This is a genomic window from Halotalea alkalilenta, from assembly GCF_001648175.1.
GTDB classification, from domain to species: Bacteria; Pseudomonadota; Gammaproteobacteria; order Pseudomonadales; family Halomonadaceae; genus Halotalea; species Halotalea alkalilenta_A.
Genome location: NZ_CP015243.1, coordinates 4,368,555 through 4,387,428, shown reverse-complemented (window position 1 = coordinate 4,387,428; position 18,874 = coordinate 4,368,555). Strand labels below are relative to the sequence as shown.

The 18,874-nt window shown below is 57.9% G+C and carries 12 protein-coding genes, 6 tRNA genes and 3 rRNA genes; 20 read left to right on the top strand and 1 reads right to left on the bottom strand.

Annotated features, from left to right (window positions below):
• The first annotated feature begins 263 nt into the window (after window positions 1-263).
• The 5 genes from A5892_RS19665 (at window position 264) to rrf (ending at window position 5,617) form a co-directional block, all read left to right on the top strand.
• A 16S ribosomal RNA gene (locus A5892_RS19665) occupies window positions 264-1,802 on the top strand.
• Between the two features lie 196 nt (window positions 1,803-1,998).
• Window positions 1,999-2,075, top strand: a tRNA-Ile gene (locus A5892_RS19660).
• A gap of 37 nt (window positions 2,076-2,112) precedes the next feature.
• Window positions 2,113-2,188: transfer RNA gene (locus tag A5892_RS19655), tRNA-Ala, on the top strand.
• 293 nt (window positions 2,189-2,481) lie between these two features.
• Window positions 2,482-5,378 (top strand): 23S ribosomal RNA (locus A5892_RS19650).
• 123 nt (window positions 5,379-5,501) lie between these two features.
• A 5S ribosomal RNA gene (rrf, locus tag A5892_RS19645) occupies window positions 5,502-5,617 on the top strand.
• Together the 16S, 23S and 5S rRNA genes with 2 tRNA genes alongside form the textbook arrangement of a ribosomal RNA operon.
• 467 nt (window positions 5,618-6,084) lie before the next feature.
• On the opposite strand, the gene A5892_RS19640 is transcribed toward rrf, so the two are convergent.
• Window positions 6,085-7,452, bottom strand: a complete 1,368-nt coding sequence (locus A5892_RS19640; RefSeq protein WP_064124208.1) for an MFS transporter — start codon at window positions 7,450-7,452, stop codon at window positions 6,085-6,087.
• Between the two features lie 511 nt (window positions 7,453-7,963).
• Between A5892_RS19640 and cyoA the strand changes: the two genes are divergently transcribed.
• The 15 genes from cyoA to rplK all read left to right on the top strand — a co-directional run bounded on the left by cyoA (window position 7,964) and on the right by rplK (window position 18,874).
• Complete coding sequence (cyoA, locus tag A5892_RS19635) at window positions 7,964-8,932, top strand: ubiquinol oxidase subunit II (protein WP_317627706.1); 969 nt, start codon at window positions 7,964-7,966, stop codon at window positions 8,930-8,932.
• Window positions 8,933-8,934: 2 nt separating this feature from the next.
• Window positions 8,935-10,911, top strand: coding sequence for a cytochrome o ubiquinol oxidase subunit I (gene cyoB / locus A5892_RS19630; RefSeq protein ID WP_064124206.1), 1,977 nt, complete (start codon window positions 8,935-8,937; stop codon window positions 10,909-10,911).
• Window positions 10,912-10,914: 3 nt separating this feature from the next.
• Window positions 10,915-11,529: a cytochrome o ubiquinol oxidase subunit III gene (gene cyoC, locus A5892_RS19625; protein WP_027349277.1), complete on the top strand. Its 615-nt coding sequence runs from the start codon at window positions 10,915-10,917 to the stop codon at window positions 11,527-11,529.
• Entirely contained in the window at window positions 11,529-11,870 is a 342-nt protein-coding gene (gene cyoD, locus A5892_RS19620) for a cytochrome o ubiquinol oxidase subunit IV (protein WP_064124205.1), read from the top strand. Before cyoC ends, cyoD begins: the two co-directional genes overlap by 1 nt.
• Window positions 11,871-11,880: 10 nt before the next feature.
• Window positions 11,881-12,768: a heme o synthase gene (gene cyoE / locus A5892_RS19615; protein ID WP_064124204.1), complete on the top strand. Its 888-nt coding sequence runs from the start codon at window positions 11,881-11,883 to the stop codon at window positions 12,766-12,768.
• 344 nt (window positions 12,769-13,112) lie between these two features.
• Window positions 13,113-14,510: a cytochrome ubiquinol oxidase subunit I gene (locus A5892_RS19610; RefSeq protein ID WP_064124203.1), complete on the top strand. Its 1,398-nt coding sequence runs from the start codon at window positions 13,113-13,115 to the stop codon at window positions 14,508-14,510.
• 36 nt (window positions 14,511-14,546) lie between these two features.
• Window positions 14,547-15,545: a cytochrome d ubiquinol oxidase subunit II gene (gene cydB / locus A5892_RS19605; RefSeq protein ID WP_263281392.1), complete on the top strand. Its 999-nt coding sequence runs from the start codon at window positions 14,547-14,549 to the stop codon at window positions 15,543-15,545.
• A 130-nt stretch (window positions 15,546-15,675) separates the two neighbouring features.
• Entirely contained in the window at window positions 15,676-16,659 is a 984-nt protein-coding gene (locus A5892_RS19600) for a biotin--[acetyl-CoA-carboxylase] ligase (protein WP_064124201.1), read from the top strand.
• A gap of 178 nt (window positions 16,660-16,837) precedes the next feature.
• Window positions 16,838-16,921 (top strand) — tRNA-Tyr (locus A5892_RS19595).
• A 44-nt stretch (window positions 16,922-16,965) separates the two neighbouring features.
• A tRNA-Gly gene (locus A5892_RS19590) sits at window positions 16,966-17,039 on the top strand.
• 8 nt (window positions 17,040-17,047) lie between these two features.
• Window positions 17,048-17,122: transfer RNA gene (locus A5892_RS19585), tRNA-Thr, on the top strand.
• A gap of 138 nt (window positions 17,123-17,260) precedes the next feature.
• Window positions 17,261-17,336 (top strand) — tRNA-Trp (locus tag A5892_RS19580).
• A gap of 85 nt (window positions 17,337-17,421) precedes the next feature.
• Window positions 17,422-17,793 (top strand): preprotein translocase subunit SecE, encoded by a 372-nt coding sequence (gene secE / locus A5892_RS19575; RefSeq protein ID WP_064124200.1) that lies wholly within the window; start codon window positions 17,422-17,424, stop codon window positions 17,791-17,793.
• Window positions 17,794-17,801: 8 nt separating this feature from the next.
• Complete coding sequence (nusG, locus tag A5892_RS19570) at window positions 17,802-18,335, top strand: transcription termination/antitermination protein NusG (RefSeq protein ID WP_064124199.1); 534 nt, start codon at window positions 17,802-17,804, stop codon at window positions 18,333-18,335.
• A 107-nt stretch (window positions 18,336-18,442) separates the two neighbouring features.
• Window positions 18,443-18,874 (top strand): 50S ribosomal protein L11, encoded by a 432-nt coding sequence (gene rplK, locus A5892_RS19565; protein ID WP_027349285.1) that lies wholly within the window; start codon window positions 18,443-18,445, stop codon window positions 18,872-18,874.

Below are 18,874 nucleotides of genomic sequence, written 5' to 3'. Positions count from 1 at the left end.
TTCTGAGTAGAATGCTCATCCACTCGACGCAGGGCACGCTTCTTCGAAGCAAGGTTCAGCCCGCGACGAGACGCTCTTTAACAAGTCGATCAGGCAATTTGTGTGGGCGCTCGGCTCGATGAGACGGCAACGTCACTGATGTATCCAGTCAGGCATCGAGGCAGCGACCACAAAGGCAAGCGATCCATCGTTTGTCGATGTAACAGCTCTGTCGAGCCAGGCTAAGCCGTCCGTCTTTTCGAAGGTGGGGGGCAGCAAGATTTAAACTGAAGAGTTTGATCATGGCTCAGATTGAACGCTGGCGGCAGGCCTAACACATGCAAGTCGAGCGGCAGCACAGGGAGCTTGCTCCCTGGTGGCGAGCGGCGGACGGGTGAGTAATGCATGGGAATCTGCCCGGTAGAGGGGGATAACGTGTGGAAACGCACGCTAATACCGCATACGTCCTACGGGAGAAAGGAGGGGATCTTCGGACCTTCCGCTATCGGATGAGCCCATGTCGGATTAGCTAGTTGGTAGGGTAAAGGCCTACCAAGGCAACGATCCGTAGCTGGTCTGAGAGGATGATCAGCCACACTGGGACTGAGACACGGCCCAGACTCCTACGGGAGGCAGCAGTGGGGAATATTGGACAATGGGGGCAACCCTGATCCAGCCATGCCGCGTGTGTGAAGAAGGCCTTCGGGTTGTAAAGCACTTTCAGCGAGGAGGAACGCCTTTGGGTTAATACCCTGGAGGGGGGACGTTACTCGCAGAAGAAGCACCGGCTAACTCCGTGCCAGCAGCCGCGGTAATACGGAGGGTGCGAGCGTTAATCGGAATTACTGGGCGTAAAGGGCGCGTAGGCGGTCTGTTAAGCCAGATGTGAAAGCCCCGGGCTCAACCTGGGAACAGCATTTGGAACTGGCGGACTTGAGTGCAGGAGAGGAAGGTAGAATTCCCGGTGTAGCGGTGAAATGCGTAGAGATCGGGAGGAATACCAGTGGCGAAGGCGGCCTTCTGGACTGACACTGACGCTGAGGCGCGAAAGCGTGGGTAGCAAACAGGATTAGATACCCTGGTAGTCCACGCCGTAAACGATGTCAACTAGCCGTTGGATCCCTTGAGGATTTAGTGGCGCAGCTAACGCACTAAGTTGACCGCCTGGGGAGTACGGCCGCAAGGCTAAAACTCAAATGAATTGACGGGGGCCCGCACAAGCGGTGGAGCATGTGGTTTAATTCGATGCAACGCGAAGAACCTTACCTACCCTTGACATCCAGAGGACTATCCAGAGATGGATGGGTGCCTTCGGGAACTCTGAGACAGGTGCTGCATGGCTGTCGTCAGCTCGTGTTGTGAAATGTTGGGTTAAGTCCCGTAACGAGCGCAACCCCTATCCTTATTTGCCAGCGATTCGGTCGGGAACTCTAAGGAGACTGCCGGTGACAAACCGGAGGAAGGTGGGGACGACGTCAAGTCATCATGGCCCTTACGGTAGGGCTACACACGTGCTACAATGGCGAGTACAGAGGGTTGCGAAGCGGCGACGTGAAGCCAATCCCAGAAAGCTCGCCTCAGTCCGGATTGGAGTCTGCAACTCGACTCCATGAAGTCGGAATCGCTAGTAATCGCGAATCAGAATGTCGCGGTGAATACGTTCCCGGGCCTTGTACACACCGCCCGTCACACCATGGGAGTGGATTGCACCAGAAGTGGCTAGTTTAACCTTCGGGAGAACGGTCACCACGGTGTGGTTCATGACTGGGGTGAAGTCGTAACAAGGTAGCCGTAGGGGAACCTGCGGCTGGATCACCTCCTTAAACGACAGCGCCGTGGTTGAGCCGAGTACCCACACCAAATTGCCTGATCGAAAGCAAGAGCGAAGTACTAAGGGTCTACGGCCCCGGCTTGGGTCTGTAGCTCGGTTGGTTGGAGCGCATCCCCTGACCTTGTGGAAAGCAGGGTGAGGTCGGCAGTTCGAAGTATGCCGAAGGTAAGCTCTGAGTGCCCGAAGCTGGGTCTGTAGCTCAGTTGGTTAGAGCGCACCCCTGATAAGGGTGAGGTCGGCAGTTCGAATCTGCCCAGACCCACCATTCTCCTGGTTGGATCTGTGAGAGCGGTGACGACAACGGGGCCTTAGCTCAGCTGGGAGAGCGCCTGCTTTGCACGCAGGAGGTCAGCGGTTCGATCCCGCTAGGCTCCACCATCGATTCGTTTGAATCGAGGTCGCTGTCCAGGCCAACGAAGAAAATACCGATGCCAGTCGCAAACCAATGTCCTCCGGATCAAGAGGAAGACGTGGGTTTCCGACTGTCTTCGCGACAGTACGCTCTTTAACAATGTGGATCATGCTGACCAAGTCCAGCGCGAACACCGGGGTGGAGACCTCGTGTCGTGAACGCTGGCCTGCCGGCCGCAAGGCGGGCAGAGAGATACGTCTCAAGCGTATCCGGCGAAATTGTTTTCGTTGATCGGTGACCAGACCCCTTCGGGTTATATGGTCAAGCGATTAAGCGCACACGGTGGATGCCTTGGCAGCCAGAGGCGATGAAAGACGTGATAGCCTGCGATAAGCGTTGGGGAGGTGGCAAATGACCTTTGATCCAGCGATTTCTGAATGGGGAAACCCACCGGCCAGAAGGTCGGTATCCGTACGCCAATACATAACGTACGGAGGCGAACCGGGAGAACTGAAACATCTAAGTACCCCGAGGAAAAGACATCAATTGAGATTCCCCCAGTAGCGGCGAGCGACCGGGGAGAAGCCCTTAAGCAGCTTATGTTCTAGTGGAACCGTCTGGAAAGTCGGGCCGTAGCGGGTGATAGCCCCGTACATGAAAGGGCATAGGGTGTGAAAACGAGTAGGACGGGGCACGTGAAACCCTGTCTGAACATGGGGGGACCATCCTCCAAGGCTAAATACTCCTGGCTGACCGATAGTGAACCAGTACCGTGAGGGAAAGGCGAAAAGAACCCCGGCGAGGGGAGTGAAATAGATCCTGAAACCGTGTGCGTACAAGCAGTGGGAGCAGGCAAGTCCTGTGACTGCGTACCTTTTGTATAATGGGTCAGCGACTTATTCTCAGTAGCGAGCTTAACCGTATAGGGGAGGCGTAGGGAAACCGAGTCTTAAATGGGCGACATAGTTGCTGGGAATAGACCCGAAACCGGGCGATCTATCCATGGGCAGGTTGAAGGTTGAGTAACATCAACTGGAGGACCGAACCGGGATCTGTTGAAAAAGATTCGGATGACCTGTGGATCGGAGTGAAAGGCTAATCAAGCTCGGAGATAGCTGGTTCTCCTCGAAAGCTATTTAGGTAGCGCCTCACGTATCACCATCGGGGGTAGAGCACTGTTTCGGCTAGGGGCCCATCCCGGGTTACCAACCCGAGGCAAACTCCGAATACCGATGAGTGCAGCGTGGGAGACACACGGCGGGTGCTAACGTCCGTCGTGAAAAGGGAAACAACCCAGACCGTCAGCTAAGGCCCCAAAATTCTGGTTAAGTGGGAAACGATGTGGGAAGGCTTAGACAGCTAGGAGGTTGGCTTAGAAGCAGCCATCCTTTAAAGAAAGCGTAATAGCTCACTAGTCGAGTCGGCCTGCGCGGAAGATGTAACGGGGCTCAAACCAGGTGCCGAAGCTACGGGTTCAGGTCTATGGCCTGAGCGGTAGAGGAGCGTTGTGTACGCCTGCGAAGGTGGATCGTAAGGTCTGCTGGAGGTATCACAAGTGCGAATGCTGACATGAGTAACGACAAGGGGTGTGAAAACCACCCCCGCCGGAAGACCAAGGGTTTCTGTTCGACGTCAATCGGAGCAGAGTGAGTCGGCCCCTAAGGCGAGGCCGAAAGGCGTAGTCGATGGGAAACGGGTCAATATTCCCGTACCAGACGTTACTGCGATGGGGGGACGGAGAAGGCTAGGCGGGCCCGGCGTTGGTTGTCCGGGTAAAAGTAGGTAGGCCGAATCTCCTGGCAAATCCGGAGGTTCAAAGCCGAGATACGAGACGAACCAGTTTTTCGGAACTGGGAAGCCGTTGATGCCACGCTTCCAGGAAAAGCCTCTAAGCTTCAGGTAACGTGTGACCGTACCCCAAACCGACACAGGTGGTCAGGTAGAGAATACCAAGGCGCTTGAGAGAACTCGGGTGAAGGAACTAGGCAAAATGGCACCGTAACTTCGGGAGAAGGTGCGCCGGCGTAGGGTGAAGAGACTAGCTCTCGGAGCGCGAACCGGTCGAAGAGTCCAGGTGGCTGCAACTGTTTATTAAAAACACAGCACTCTGCTAACGCGTAAGCGGACGTATAGGGTGTGACGCCTGCCCGGTGCCGGAAGGTTAATTGATGGTGTTAGCTTAGGCGAAGCTCCTGATCGAAGCCCCGGTAAACGGCGGCCGTAACTATAACGGTCCTAAGGTAGCGAAATTCCTTGTCGGGTAAGTTCCGACCTGCACGAATGGCGTAATGATGGCCACACTGTCTCCACCCGAGACTCAGTGAAATTGAAATCGCTGTGAAGATGCAGTGTACCCGCGGCTAGACGGAAAGACCCCGTGAACCTTTACTACAGCTTCACACTGGACGCTGATGTTGCTTGTGTAGGATAGCTGGGAGGCTATGAACCCTGGACGCCAGTTCGGGGGGAGCCAACCTTGAAATACCAGCCTGGCATCATTGGCGTTCTAACTTGCCCCCGTGATCCGGGGGAAGGACAGTGTGTGGTGGGTAGTTTGACTGGGGCGGTCTCCTCCCAAAGAGTAACGGAGGAGCACGAAGGTACCCTCAGCACGGTTGGAAATCGTGCATTGAGTGCAAGAGCATAAGGGTGCTTGACTGCGAGACGGACAGGTCGAGCAGGTACGAAAGTAGGTTCTAGTGATCCGGTGGTTCTGTATGGAAGGGCCATCGCTCAACGGATAAAAGGTACTCCGGGGATAACAGGCTGATACCGCCCAAGAGTTCACATCGACGGCGGTGTTTGGCACCTCGATGTCGGCTCATCACATCCTGGGGCTGAAGTCGGTCCCAAGGGTATGGCTGTTCGCCATTTAAAGTGGTACGCGAGCTGGGTTTAGAACGTCGTGAGACAGTTCGGTCCCTATCTGCCGTGGGCGTTGGAAGTTTGAGAAGCGCTGCTCCTAGTACGAGAGGACCGGAGTGGACGAACCTCTGGTGTTCCGGTTGTCACGCCAGTGGCATTGCCGGGTAGCTATGTTCGGACGGGATAACCGCTGAAAGCATCTAAGCGGGAAGCCCCCTTCAAGATGAGACTTCCCTGGGGCCTCGAGCCCCCTAAAGGACCCTCGAAGACGACGAGGTTGATAGGCACGGTGTAGAAGAGCGGTCAACGCTTTGAGCTAACGTGTACTAATGGTCCGTGAGGCTTGACCATATAACCCCAAGTGGTCAGGTCATCGAAAGACGAAGACAACGGATACGACGAGACGATCTCGGCCAGCATGATCCACGAATCAGTGAAGTTTGCCTTGATGGGCAGGCTTTGCGCCAGAATATGCTTGACGACCATAGCGAGCGGGTCCCACCTGACCCCATGCCGAACTCAGCAGTGAAACCGCTCAGCGCCGATGGTAGTGTGGGGTCTCCCCATGTGAGAGTAGGTCATCGTCAAGCATTCATCCCGAGAACCCCCGCACCGATGGTGCGGGGGTTTTCCCTTTTGGGGTGCCCGGCGAGGGGTGCCCGGCGAGGGGCGCCCCAAAAGGGGTGCCGAGAGCAGAGAGAACGGCAGCGGAGCGCACGCCCGGTGGATGGTTTACCCACAGCCGGTTCGCGGCAGGCGCTGTGGATAAGCTCCCGGCGAGCATCGACCATGCCGGTGGATCATCACGATCCAGAGGGAGGCTGAGGCAGATGTTCCGATCACCGGCCGGTGGCGCAAGTAGGGCATGGATGCGCTCCTCTCACCTGACGAAGTACCCGAAGAAGTATGGCGGCCTCGACGATGAGCTCGCGGCAGTGGTAACGCGGGGCGCGCCGATCCTATCTCCGATCAGGCGCGCAGAGGTGGGGTGCGAAGGGCCGCGGTCATGGCTTTGTATGGTGTCGAATCACGCGAGAAGTCGCATAGCGGCGCTGTTTCAGGCAGCGGTCGGACGGAGCGCTGCTTCGAGTGACTCCGCGTCGAAGTGGTCCCGGTCAATCTTGAGATAGGCGACGCCCTCTTCCTTGACGATCATTGCATCCGCTACCCCCCTGATGGCGAGCAGGCGCTCGAGCAGCTGCTGGGTATCGCCGCGCTGCTGGCCGAGGGGCACTATCTCGCTGGAAAGGTAGCGAGGAGAAGGCATCCTCCAGATGCAGCCGAGCCACCCTAGGGCAACGAGGGCCGCGAACAAGAAGATGGCATCAGTGCCGAAGGCGCCCGCAATCAGGCCCCCGACGCTTCCACCCACCGTGGTGCCGAGAAACTGACTGGTGGAATAGAGGCTGAGCGCCGTGCCCTTGCCTCCGGCGGGTGCCAGCTTGCTGACCATCGAGGGCAGGGTCGCTTCAAGCAGATTGAACGCGACGAAGAATAGCCAAAGCAGAGCGATCAGCCCCCGGCTATGGTCGGGCAAGGCGAACATGCCCGAGAGAACCGGGACCAGCAGCACGACGGTTCCGATGAATATCGGCCTCATCTTGCGTCGCTTCTCGGCGATGATGATCAGTGGCGTCATCGCCACGAAAGCGCTCGCCATGATCGGCAGGTAGACCCAGCCATGGGATTCGCTGGCGATACCGAGGGCGATCAGCTTGAGTGGCAATACGACGAACAGCGCGGTGAGGATGGCATGGAGCGCGAAGATGGACAGGTCGAGGCGCAGAAGATCAGTACGAGCCAGAATGTTACGCAGCTGGTGCATATCCATGCCGACATCCTTGTGCGATCGCTCTGGGGCCTTCGGTATCAGACGCCACAGCACCAGCATGCCCAGGGCCGCCATCAGGGCGGTGCTCCAGAACACCCCCGCCAGTCCAAAGCGATGAGCGAGCACCGGGCCAATGACCATGGAGGTGCCGATCGAGACGCCTATGCTCATCCCGATCACTGCCATCGCGCTGGTGCGTACCTCTTCACGGGTTCGGTCGGCGAGCAATGCCATGATCACCCCCGACACGGCACCGCTGCCTTGAAGGCAGCGGCCGAGGATCACGCCATAGATCGATGTGGCGTTCGCCGCGATGACGCTGCCGATCAGCAGCAGCAATAGGCCAAAGGCGATGACCGACTTGCGTCCGATGCGGTCGGACAGCATGCCGAACGGCACCTGCAGCAGAGCCTGAGTCAGGCCATAGGCGCCCAGTGCCAAGCCGATCAGCACTGGGGTCGCGTGGGCCAGGTGCTCGCTGTAGAGCGTCAGCACTGGCAGGATCATGAACAAGCCAAGCATCCTGATCGCATACAGCGTCGAGAGCCCTGAGATTGCGCGGAGCTCTGACCCGAGCAGGGGGGAACGTTTCATAGCGTGCCGACAGTGGATGAGGAGGAGTCGAGGTGGCGAACGATTCTACCGGCTCGGTGAAGGGGAAGGAACGAAGTGGGCGCGGCATCGCGACGATAGATTGTTACTAATTTTATATGCTTTGTGATAGCTATTTATTTGCATGGCTTGAGTTAGCATGCTAACACTTTGGTTTTGTTGAAATAACCTTTAGAATCATGCTGTTGTTTTCGTCAATTGGACCAAGGTTGATGTTTTGGCCCGACTGCATGGGTTGAGATATCCACAAAAAAAACTAAGAATACCGCGTCACGGTCGACCCCCGGCTACGAGGTCACGACCGTTGCTTGGAAAACCCCTCGAACGCGGTTCTCTGGCGACACGCGACGCCGTTGTCGCATACAGCCACACCCGGAGTTCGCTTTTCCACACTCGCAGAGGGGAAAAGCCAGGTATCGGGCGATGACCGTGCGTGGGATACGCACCTCGATCCGCAGAGATCGGTGCAAGAGTCTGGCGGTTCCACTGCAGGATGGGTGCTGACGCCACAGGCGTCGGTCGTTACCCAGGATGCAGTCGAGCGCATGTATCTTTCTGGCAAGCAGGGGCATCAAGAGAGCGGAAGATGACGAGAAACTACTGGCAAAGCATCTGCAAGGTACTGGCCGTGTGTGCAGTTTTCCTGCTCGGCGGCTGCGACATGGTGCTGATGGATCCCAAAGGGCAGGTCGGGCTCGAACAGCGTCAACTAATCATTACTGCGTTCTTGCTGATGCTGATCGTAGTGATTCCTGTCATCGTGATGACCTTCCTCTTCGCCTGGAAGTTCCGGGCCTCCAACAAGCAAGCGAAATATTCACCCAACTGGTCGCACTCCAACAAGGTCGAATTCGTCGTATGGGCGGTGCCTTGCCTGATCATCCTGGCGCTGGCCGTGATCACCTATCGCAGCACCCATAATCTCGATCCGATGAAACCGACCAACCCTGACATTCCGCCCATGGTGGTGGAAGTCGTGGCGCTCGACTGGAAATGGTTGTTCATCTATCCCGAGCAGGGTATCGCTACCGTCAACCAGATGGCGATGCCACTGGATGTCCCGGTCGAATTCCGGGTGACCTCCGGCTCGGTGATGAACTCCTTCTTCATCCCTCAGCTCGGCAGCCAGATCTACGCGATGGCTGGCATGGTCAATCGTTTGCATCTCGAGGCCAATGAGGCAGGCACCTACAGCGGAATGTCCGCCAACTACAGCGGCCACGGCTTCTCGGGAATGCGCTTCGACGCATTGGCGATGTCCCAGCAGGATTTCGACGGCTGGGTCGAGCAGGTGCGTCAATCCAACGAAGCCCTCGACTCGAATAGCTATCAGAACCTAGCCGAACCCAGTGAACGGCACCCGGTCGAGTACTTCTCGATGGTCCAGCCTAACTTCTTCCAAGGGGTCGTCGACCGGTTTCATGGTAGGAACGTGAGCATGCAAGCAGGTGCCGGAGAGTAAAAATGTTCGGAAAATTAAGTCTCGACGCTATTCCGTATCATGATCCCATCATCATGGCCACGGTCAGCTGTATCATCCTCGGCGGCCTGGCTGTCGTCGCGGGGCTGACCTACTTCCGCAAGTGGGGCTACCTGTGGCACGAGTGGCTGACCACTGTCGACCACAAGAAGATCGGGGTGATGTACATCCTGGTCGCCTTCGTCATGCTCATCCGCGGTTTCGCCGATGCGATCATGATGCGTACGCAGCAGGCGATCGCTTCTGGCGGTAGCGAGGGTTATCTCCCTCCGCACCACTATGATCAGATCTTCACTGCCCACGGCGTGATCATGATCTTCTTCATGGCGATGCCGTTCATGATCGGTCTGATGAACATCGTCGTGCCGTTGCAAATCGGTGCGAGGGACGTGGCGTTTCCGTTCCTCAACTCCGTGAGCTTCTGGTTCACCGCGATGTCGGTGGTGCTGATCAACGTCTCGCTGGCGGTGGGTGAGTTCGCGCAGACTGGTTGGCTCGCTTATCCACCATTATCGGGGATAGAGTACAGTCCGGGGGTCGGGGTCGACTATTGGATATGGGCTTTGCAGATATCCGGTATCGGTACGTTGCTCACCGGCGTGAACTTCTTCGTCACCATCCTCAAGATGCGTGCCCCGGGCATGAGCCTGATGAAGATGCCGGTGTTCACCTGGACCGCTCTGTGCACCAACGTCTTGATCATCGCCTCGTTCCCGATCCTGACCGTGACCGTGGCGCTGCTGACGCTCGATCGCTACATGGGGATGAACTTCTTCACCAACGAGCTTGGTGGCAACCAGATGATGTACGTCAACCTCATCTGGGCGTGGGGCCATCCCGAGGTCTACATTCTGGTGCTGCCGGCCTTCGGTATCTTCGCTGAAGTCACCGCCACCTTCTGTAAGAAGCGCCTGTTCGGCTATACCTCGCTGGTCTACGCGACCATTGCGATCACCGTCCTTTCGTTCATCGTCTGGTTGCACCACTTCTTCACCATGGGGGCGGGCGCCAACGTCAACGCCTTCTTTGGCATCGCGACGATGATCATCGCGATCCCGACCGGGGTGAAGATATTCAACTGGCTGTTCACCATGTATCAGGGTCGCATCGAGTTTTCGGTGCCGATGCTCTGGACGCTTGGCTTCCTGGTCACCTTCACCATCGGTGGGATGACAGGTGTCATGCTGGCGATTCCGGGTGCCGACTACGTGTTGCACAACAGCTTGTTCCTGATCGCGCACTTCCATAACGTGATCATCGGTGGTGTGGTGTTCGGCTACCTGGCAGGCTTTAGCTACTGGTTCCCGAAAGTGTTTGGTTTCAAACTGAACGAGAAGCTTGGCAAGGCCGCCTTCTGGTGCTGGTGCATTGGTTTCTTCGTCGCCTTCATGCCGCTCTATGCACTCGGCTTCATGGGGATGACCCGTCGTGTCAGCACCTACGACAACCCTGATTGGCATATCCCGCTGGTCATCGCCGCCATTGGGGCCCTGATCATTCTCTGCGGTATCCTCTGCCAGTTCGCCCAGCTGTTCGTCAGCATCAAGGATCGTAAGAAGAATCTCGATCTGACGGGCGATCCGTGGGGCGGTCGTACTCTGGAGTGGTCGATTTCCTCGCCGGCGCCGTTCTACAACTTCGCCGAGACTCCAGTGGTTCACGAGCGTGACGCCTTCTGGGACATGAAGGAAAAAGGCACGGCCTACAAGCGTCCGGAGAAGTACCAGCCGATCCACATGCCCCGTTATACCGGAGCCGGTGTCATCATTGCGCTGTTCAGTCTGGTCATGGGCTTCGCGCTGGTCTGGCACATCTGGTGGATGGTCATAGTGGGCTTCCTGGGCATGGTGATTACCTTCATCGCTCGTACCTTCAACTACGACATCGACTACTACGTGCCCGCGGAAGAGGTCGAACAGACCGAAAACCAGCATTTCAAGAACCTTGAGAAGCAGGCCTGATCCATGACGAGCGAAACCCTCAAGCATCACGATGCTCATGCCGAAGGGCATGAGCACCACGACGCCGGCGCAACCACCGTGTTCGGCTTCTGGGTCTATATCATGAGCGACTGCGTGCTTTTCGCCACGCTGTTCGCTGTATTCGCTGTGCTCGGCACCAGCTACGCCGGGGGTCCTACCGGACAAGAGTTATTCGATCTCTCGTTCGTGTTGATCGAGACCTTCGTGCTGCTGGCGAGTAGTTTCACCATTGGTCTGGCGACGCTCGCAATGCATCGTGGAGACAAGGCCAAGACGCAGCAGTGGTTGCTGTTGACGGTAATTCTCGGTGCCTTGTTCGTCGCCCTCGAGATATACGAGTTCCATCACCTGGTTGGGATCGGTGCGACCTGGCAGACCAGTGCCTTCCTTTCGGCCTACTTCACCTTGGTAGGAACCCACGGGCTGCACGTGACCTCCGGTGTGATCTGGGGCTTGGTGCTGCTGATTCAGATCGGTAAGAAAGGCCTGGTCGCGACCAATGTCACCCGGCTTTCTTGCTTGAGCCTGTTCTGGCACTTCCTGCATATCATCTGGATTTGCGTTTTCACCATCGTGTATCTGACGGGGGTTCTGTAATGAGTGGACAGCAGCATCACGACGTTCACACTGGCGCCGATCATGGCACGCTGCGTTCCTACATCGTCGGGTTGGTACTTTCGGTCATCCTGACGGTCATCCCGTTCGCGCTGGTGATGGCTGGCGGGCTCTCCAGGGGCGTGCTCCTGGCGGTGATCATGGTGCTTGCCGTGGTGCAGATCGTGATCCAGGTGATCTACTTCCTGCATATGAACAGCAAATCCGAGGGTGGGTGGAACTTGATCACCCTGTGGTTCACGATATTGATCGTGGGCATCCTGGTCGTTGGTTCGTTGTGGATCATGCACCACCTCAATCACAACGTGATGATCGCGGGCTGAAACCGACTAGATGTTCAAGAAATACTTGCTCGTCACCAAGCCGGGCATCATCTTTGGCAATCTGATCTCGGTGGCGGGAGGATTCTTCCTCGCCTCCCGTGGCAGCATAGATTTGCTTTTGCTGCTCGCCACCATGGTCGGGGTTTCCCTAGTGATTGCCTCGGGGTGCGTGTTCAACAACTTCATAGATCGAGACATCGACAAGATGATGGAGAGGACGCGGCAGCGCGTCCTCGTCCAAGGGCTGATTTCCGGACCCGTAACGATTCTCTACGCCTGCGTCCTGGGCGTGCTGGGATTCGCCACGCTCTACATCGCGGCCAACCCGCTCGCGGCGCTGTTTGCGGGTCTTGGGTTCTTCATCTATGTCGTCGTCTACTCCCTCTATCTGAAGCGCAATTCCGTCTATGGCACCCTGGTGGGCAGCTTGTCCGGCGCGGCGCCGCCGGTGATCGGTTATTGTGCGGTGAGCGGGCGTTTCGACGTCGGTGCTTTGATCCTGCTGTTGATCTTCAGTCTTTGGCAGATGCCGCATTCGTACGCCATCGCGATCTTCCGCTTCAACGACTATCGTGCTGCGTCGATCCCCGTGCTGCCGGTGGAGCGCGGGATCGGTGTGGCCAAGGCGCACATCGTCGGCTACATCCTCGCCTTCGCCATCGCCACCTTGATGCTTACGGTGAGTGGTTATGCGGGATACGGCTATTTCGTCGTCGCGGTTGGCATGAGCGCCTACTGGCTATACATGGCGCTGCGTGGCTACGTTACGTCGGATGACAGCGCTTGGGCCCGCAGGCTGTTCGTCTTCTCCATCCTGATCATCACTTCGCTGAGCGTCATGATGTCGGTGGACTTCCAGGTGGCGGTCTCGCCTGCGCTGTTGACCTTCGCAGACTAAACCCCTCGCCGTCGTCTATTCACGACGGCTGCGAAGGGTTTCTGTCCGATCTTCTCTCTTCCTCTTCTGCTTGGAATACCTCGCGAAACCCGCTCGCTCCGAGTGGAGCGTGGCTCGATGGATGCGCGGCTTTCGAGAGCAACGCCCCGGTACTCCCTTGGTCGTTCGTCGTTTCCGCGTGCGCGCTTTCAGCCAGCGCCTATGCTGAGGGTCGTGTCGCCGGACTTCGCGGAGTCTGCGTCATATTGACGCAACGGGACATGGCTTCGGCCCTAAGTGACTAGAATGGCCGCCTCACAATAGGAAGCAACAGTGCGTGCCGTGCGTGCTGAGGAGACAACCGTATGTTGGGGCTCGACGCTGTCGATCTGGCAAGATTCCAGTTCGCCTTCACCGTCTCTTTTCACATCATCTTTCCCGCGCTGTCGATAGGCTTGGCCAGCTATCTGATGGCGCTCGAAGCGCTGTGGCTGAAGACTGGAAACGAGGTTTATCACGGGCTCTACCGATTCTGGATCAGGATCTTCGCGGTCGCGTTCGGTCTTGGGGTGGTTTCCGGGGTAGTGATGGCCTATCAATTCGGTACCAACTGGAGTGTGTTCGCCGAAAGAGGGGGAGACATCACCGGGGTGCTGTTGACCTATGAAGTGCTCACGGCTTTCTTCCTTGAGGCCGGATTCCTGGGTGTGATGCTGTTCGGTGAGAAGCGAGTCAGCAAGCCAGTGCACTTCCTCGCCACATGCATGGTGGCGATCGGTACGTTGATCTCGGCGACCTGGATCCTGGTCTCCAACAGCTGGATGCAGACGCCTGCTGGCTATGAAGTCGTCAACGGGCGCTTCGTGCCGGGCAACTGGCTCGAAATCATCTTCAACCCCTCCTTCCCCTATCGCTTCGTCCACATGGTGCTGGCCGCATTCATTTCGGTGAGCTTCCTGGTGGCGGGTGTCGCCGGCTATCACTTGCTGCGCAACAGCAAGGATGCCGCCGCGCGCAAGATGCTCTCGATGGCGATGTGGATGGCGATCATCGCCGTGCCGATCCAGATCGTCGCCGGTGATATGCACGGGCTCAATACCATGGAGCACCAGCCGGTCAAGCTGGCTGCGATGGAGGGGCACTGGGAGAACGAGCCTGGTGCGGGTGTACCGCTGGTGCTGTTCGGGTTGCCCAACATGGATGCCGAGCGCAATGATTTCGCTCTCGAGATTCCGAGGGTGGCCAGCCTCTATCTCACCCACTCCTGGAGTGGTGAGGTGCAGGCGCTCAAGGACTTTCCGCGCGATGAATGGCCGGATGTGCCGCTGGTGTTCTGGAGCTTCCGCGTGATGGTGGGGCTCGGCATGCTGATGCTGTTGACGGGGGTGGTGGGCAACTATCTGCGTCACCGCGGCAAGCTCTATACCACGCCACTGTTCCTGCGCTGGGCGATGCTGCTTTCCCCCGCGGGATTCGTTGCCATCGTGGCCGGTTGGGTGACGACCGAGGCCGGTCGACAGCCTTGGGTGATCTACGGTCTGCTGCGCACGCTCGATGCGCACTCCTCCCTTTCCTTCGGCAGCATGGTGGCGAGTCTGATCGGCTTCCTCGTGGTCTATGCGGTGATCTTCGCGATCGGCATCTATTACATGCTGATGCTGATCCGCAAGGAGCCGATGGGTGAAATGCCAGAGGGTGGCCCGGGTGAGCGCAATACGCCGAAACGGCCGTTCTCGGCCACGATCGAAAGCCTCGACGACTAAGCCCGGGAGATACCACTTATGTTCATGGACATGCCTATGTTGCCGGTCGTCTGGTTCGGCTTGATCGGCTTCGCCGTTGCGATGTACATCATCCTGGACGGTTTCAGTCTCGGTATCGGTATTCTCTTTCCGTTCGTCAAAGGCGACGCGCGCCGTGACGTGATGATGGGGACCGCAATGCCTGTCTGGGATGGTAACCAGACCTGGATGATACTCGCTGGGGCCGGGCTCTATGGCGCTTTTCCCATGGTCTATGCGACCGTCCTGCCGGCAATGTACTTGCCATTGGTATTGATGCTGCTCGCTTTGATCTTCCGTGGGATCGCCTTCGAGTTCAGGGCCAAGTCGACCCGCTATCGTCACATGTTCGACCTGGCGTTTTCCCTGGGTGCGATCATCGCCACCTTTGCCCAGGGAGTGGTGCTGGGGGGAATCATCCATGGTCTGCAGGTGAGCGATCGGCAGTTCGCCGGGAACACCTTCGACTGGTTGACGCCGTTTTCGCTGTTCACCGGCGCTGCGCTGGTGTGCGGCTATGCCCTGCTCGGCGCAGCGTGGCTGGTGGTGAAGACCGAAGGGGCGCTGCAGCGGAAGTTCTACGCTGCGGTTCGCCCGTTGACGATCGTGCTTATCGTGGCGATGGCGGTGATCAGCATCTGGACGCCTCTGAACAACCAGGCGATCGCTGAGCGCTGGTTCTCCACCCCGAACATCTTCTATCTCTCGATAGTCCCGCTGCTGGTGGTGGTGCTTGCGGTCAGTATCCTCAGCGGAGTGGGCAAAGGGAGCGAAAAACTCATTTTCGCCAAGGTGATCGGGCTATTCATGCTGGGGCTCGTCGGCCTGGTGATCAGCTTCTTTCCCTACATCATCCCGCCCTCGATCACTATTTGGGAGGCCTCTTCGAGCGCCTCGAGCCAGCAGTTTCTGATCGTTGGCTACTTGGTGATCATGCCGGTGGTACTGGTCTACACCGCTTATAGCTACTATGTCTTCCGCGGCAAGGTGCGGCTGGAAAATCTGCATCATTACTGAGCCCGCCTGGTGTGCGTCGCGCAAGTCCTCTCATTGCCATGAGAGGGCTTGCTGCGTTTTGGCTCGCCAAATGATCGATGCGTGACGCAATTGAGATAGAATCGCCTTTCACTTGCGTTGGATGTGCATGATGAATTTTCGCGACCTGATCCGTCTTCTTGGGGATGGTGAGTACCGCTCCGGCGAGGAGCTGGGCGAGCGGCTCGGCGTCTCTCGGACGGCGATCTGGAAGCAGTTGAAGAAGCTCGAGGGGCTGGGTGTCACGCTCGAGGCGGTGCGTGGGCGAGGGTATCGCGTCTCGCCGCCAATCGAGCTGCTCGATGGCAGCGAAATCGTCGGCAAGCTACCTCATGCTGCGCGCCGTCGTCTGGCGCGCCTGTTCGTCGAAATGCAGCTCGATTCTACCAATAGCTTCCTGCTCAATCGTTTTTCGCAAGGGGCGGGGCATGCGGAAGTCTGCTTCGCCGAGCAGCAGACCAGCGGTCGTGGTCGTCGAGGGCGGCGTTGGGAGACTCCATTGGGCGGTGGTCTGACTTTTAGCCTTGGGTGGCGCTTCGGTTCTCCGGCGGCCCGCTTGCAGGGGCTGAGCTTGTCCGTCGGGGTGGTGATAGCCGAGGCGTTGGCGACCCAGGGTGTCGATATCGAGCTGAAGTGGCCCAACGATCTGCTGCTGCGCCGAGGCGACGGTGAGCTTGCCAAGCTGGGCGGGGTATTGATCGAGCTGCAGGGCGATGCGGAAGGTCCCTGTGAAGTGGTGATCGGCATCGGTCTCAACGTTCTCTCCGCTCCGAAACTCGAGGGAACGGAGGGGTTGCCAAGCGGGTGCTTGGGAGAGGTCAATCAGGGGCTGTCGAGAAATGCCGTCGCCGCCGTGCTGATCGAGCACTTGACCGCCATGCTGGAGCGGTTCGGCGACGAGGGGTTCGAACCATGGCGGTCGCGCTGGAATCAGTTGCATGCGCTCAGCGGCCGCGCGGTCAATGTCAAGCTGGGGGAGGGGGGGTATCTCGCCACCGCGCTCGACGTCGATTCGAATGGCAACCTCAGGGTTCGCGAAGGGGACGCGATTCGTACCCTGGCGGGTGGGGAAGTCACTCTGCGGCCCCTGCCCTGACTGAGAGGCTGGTTTTTTTGCGGCGGGGTTGCGCGGGCAAGGTCTTTTTGCAACAATGCGCCGCGTCTTCGCTGGGGTCTCTCGTGGTTGCGCTGAATCTCACGGTTCGGGCGGCGGATGAAAAGAGAGATAAGCGATTGACAGGGTGGGGAAATGATGTAAAATTCGCCGCCACGTAGGAGAGGTTCCCGAGTGGCCAAAGGGAGCAGACTGTAAATCTGCCGCGAAAGCTTCGAAGGTTCGAATCCTTCCCTCTCCACCAGAATTTTGGCTTCGCTATGCAGTCTTGGCGAAGCAGATGGGTAAGCGGGCGTAGTTCAATGGTAGAACCTCAGCCTTCCAAGCTGATGGTGCGGGTTCGATTCCCGCCGCCCGCTCCAGGCAAAGCGCTCATGTAGCTCAGGGGTAGAGCACTCCCTTGGTAAGGGAGAGGTCGACGGTTCAATTCCGTCCATGAGCTCCAATTTTGAAAAGGATGATCGGTATGGTCGTCCTTTTCTTCTTTTTCTGCGCTCGTGTGGGTGTTTTGGGTGGGGGTTGTCAGTCGAGTGTCTTTCGGCTACGATGGCGCCCGCTCTTTCGAGGGTTGAAAGTCGTGTCTAGGCCAGTAGCTCAATTGGCAGAGCAGCGGTCTCCAAAACCGCAGGTTGGGGGTTCGATTCCCTCCTGGCCTGCCAACCTTCCCCAGGTTGGCATCAGTCGGCAGTCAAAAGCCCGATTGATACCTATAATCCCAGCTATCGCCGCACCAGGAGTTCATCCATGAAAAATAACGCCGAGGTGCAGACGACGTCGCGCCACGACGCTATCAAGTGGGCGATCGCGGTCGTTCTCGTTGCCCTGGCGGTGGCCGGCAACATCTATTTCGCGGATCAGCCCCTGCTTTATCGCGTTCTGGGCGTTGTCGTGGTCGCAGGCCTTGGTGTCTACGTTGGCTTCACCACGGCCAAAGGGCGCGAGCTGATCGAGCTCGGGCGCAGCGCGAAGAAAGAGATTCAACGTGTGGTCTGGCCGACGCGCCAGGAAACCATTCAGACCACTGCCATCGTGATGGTCGCAGTGCTGATCGTTGGGCTCGTGCTCTGGCTGATCGATACCCTGCTTGGCTGGCTTGTGTCGGGCATCATAGGTTAGGAGAAAGCATGGCTAAGCGCTGGTATGTGGTTCACGCCTACTCCGGCTTCGAGAAGCAGGTGATGCGGTCGCTCAAGGATCGCATCAAGCTGCATGAGGTCGAGGATCTCTTTGGTGAGATTCTCGTGCCGGTCGAAGAAGTCGTCGAGATGCGTGACGGCAAACGTCGTAAGAGCGAGCGTAAGTTCTATCCCGGCTACGTATTGGTCGAGATGGAAATGAACGATACGACGTGGCACTTGGTCAACGAGACGCCGCGCGTGATGGGCTTCATCGGCGGTACGCCGGAGAAACCCGCGGCGATCACTCAGCGCGAAGCGGACGCCATTCTTCGTCGTGTGCAGGATGGCAGCGAGAAGCCTCGCCCCAAGACCGTTTTCGAAGCTGGCGAGACCGTTCGAGTCGTCGATGGTCCGTTCGCCGACTTCAACGGCGTGGTCGAAGAAGTGAACTACGAAAAGAGCCGTCTGCAGGTCAGCGTATTGATCTTCGGGCGTTCCACCCCTGTGGAGCTTGAGTTCTCCCAGGTGGTCAAAGAGTGATTTGATTCAGCTCACGAGAGAAGCCTCTCGTGAGTTTTGGAGCGTCGGTTCGACGTTCTTTTTCACCGGGGAGCCGAAAGGCGCTATCACCCAAACGGAGTCCATCCATGGCCAAGAAAGTACAGGCGTACATCAAGCTGCAGGTCGCAGCTGGTAAAGCCAACCCCAGTCCCCCCGTGGGTCCGGCGCTCGGTCAGCACGGCGTCAACATCATGGAGTTCTGCAAAGCCTTCAATGCGGCTACCCAGAACCTCGAGCCGGGTCTGCCGACTCCGGTCGTGATCACCGTCTATTCCGATCGCAGCTTCACCTTCATCACCAAGACTCCTCCGGCGGCGGTGCTGCTCAAGAAAGCAGCCGGCATCCAGTCTGGTTCGGGCGAGCCGAACAAGAAGAAGGTAGGCACCGTGACTCGCGCGCAGCTCGAAGAGATCGCGCGTACCAAAGAGCCGGATATGACCGCTTCCGATCTCGAAGCTGCCGTCCGTACCATCGCTGGCAGTGCACGCAGCATGGGCCTGAACGTGGAGGGTCTCTGA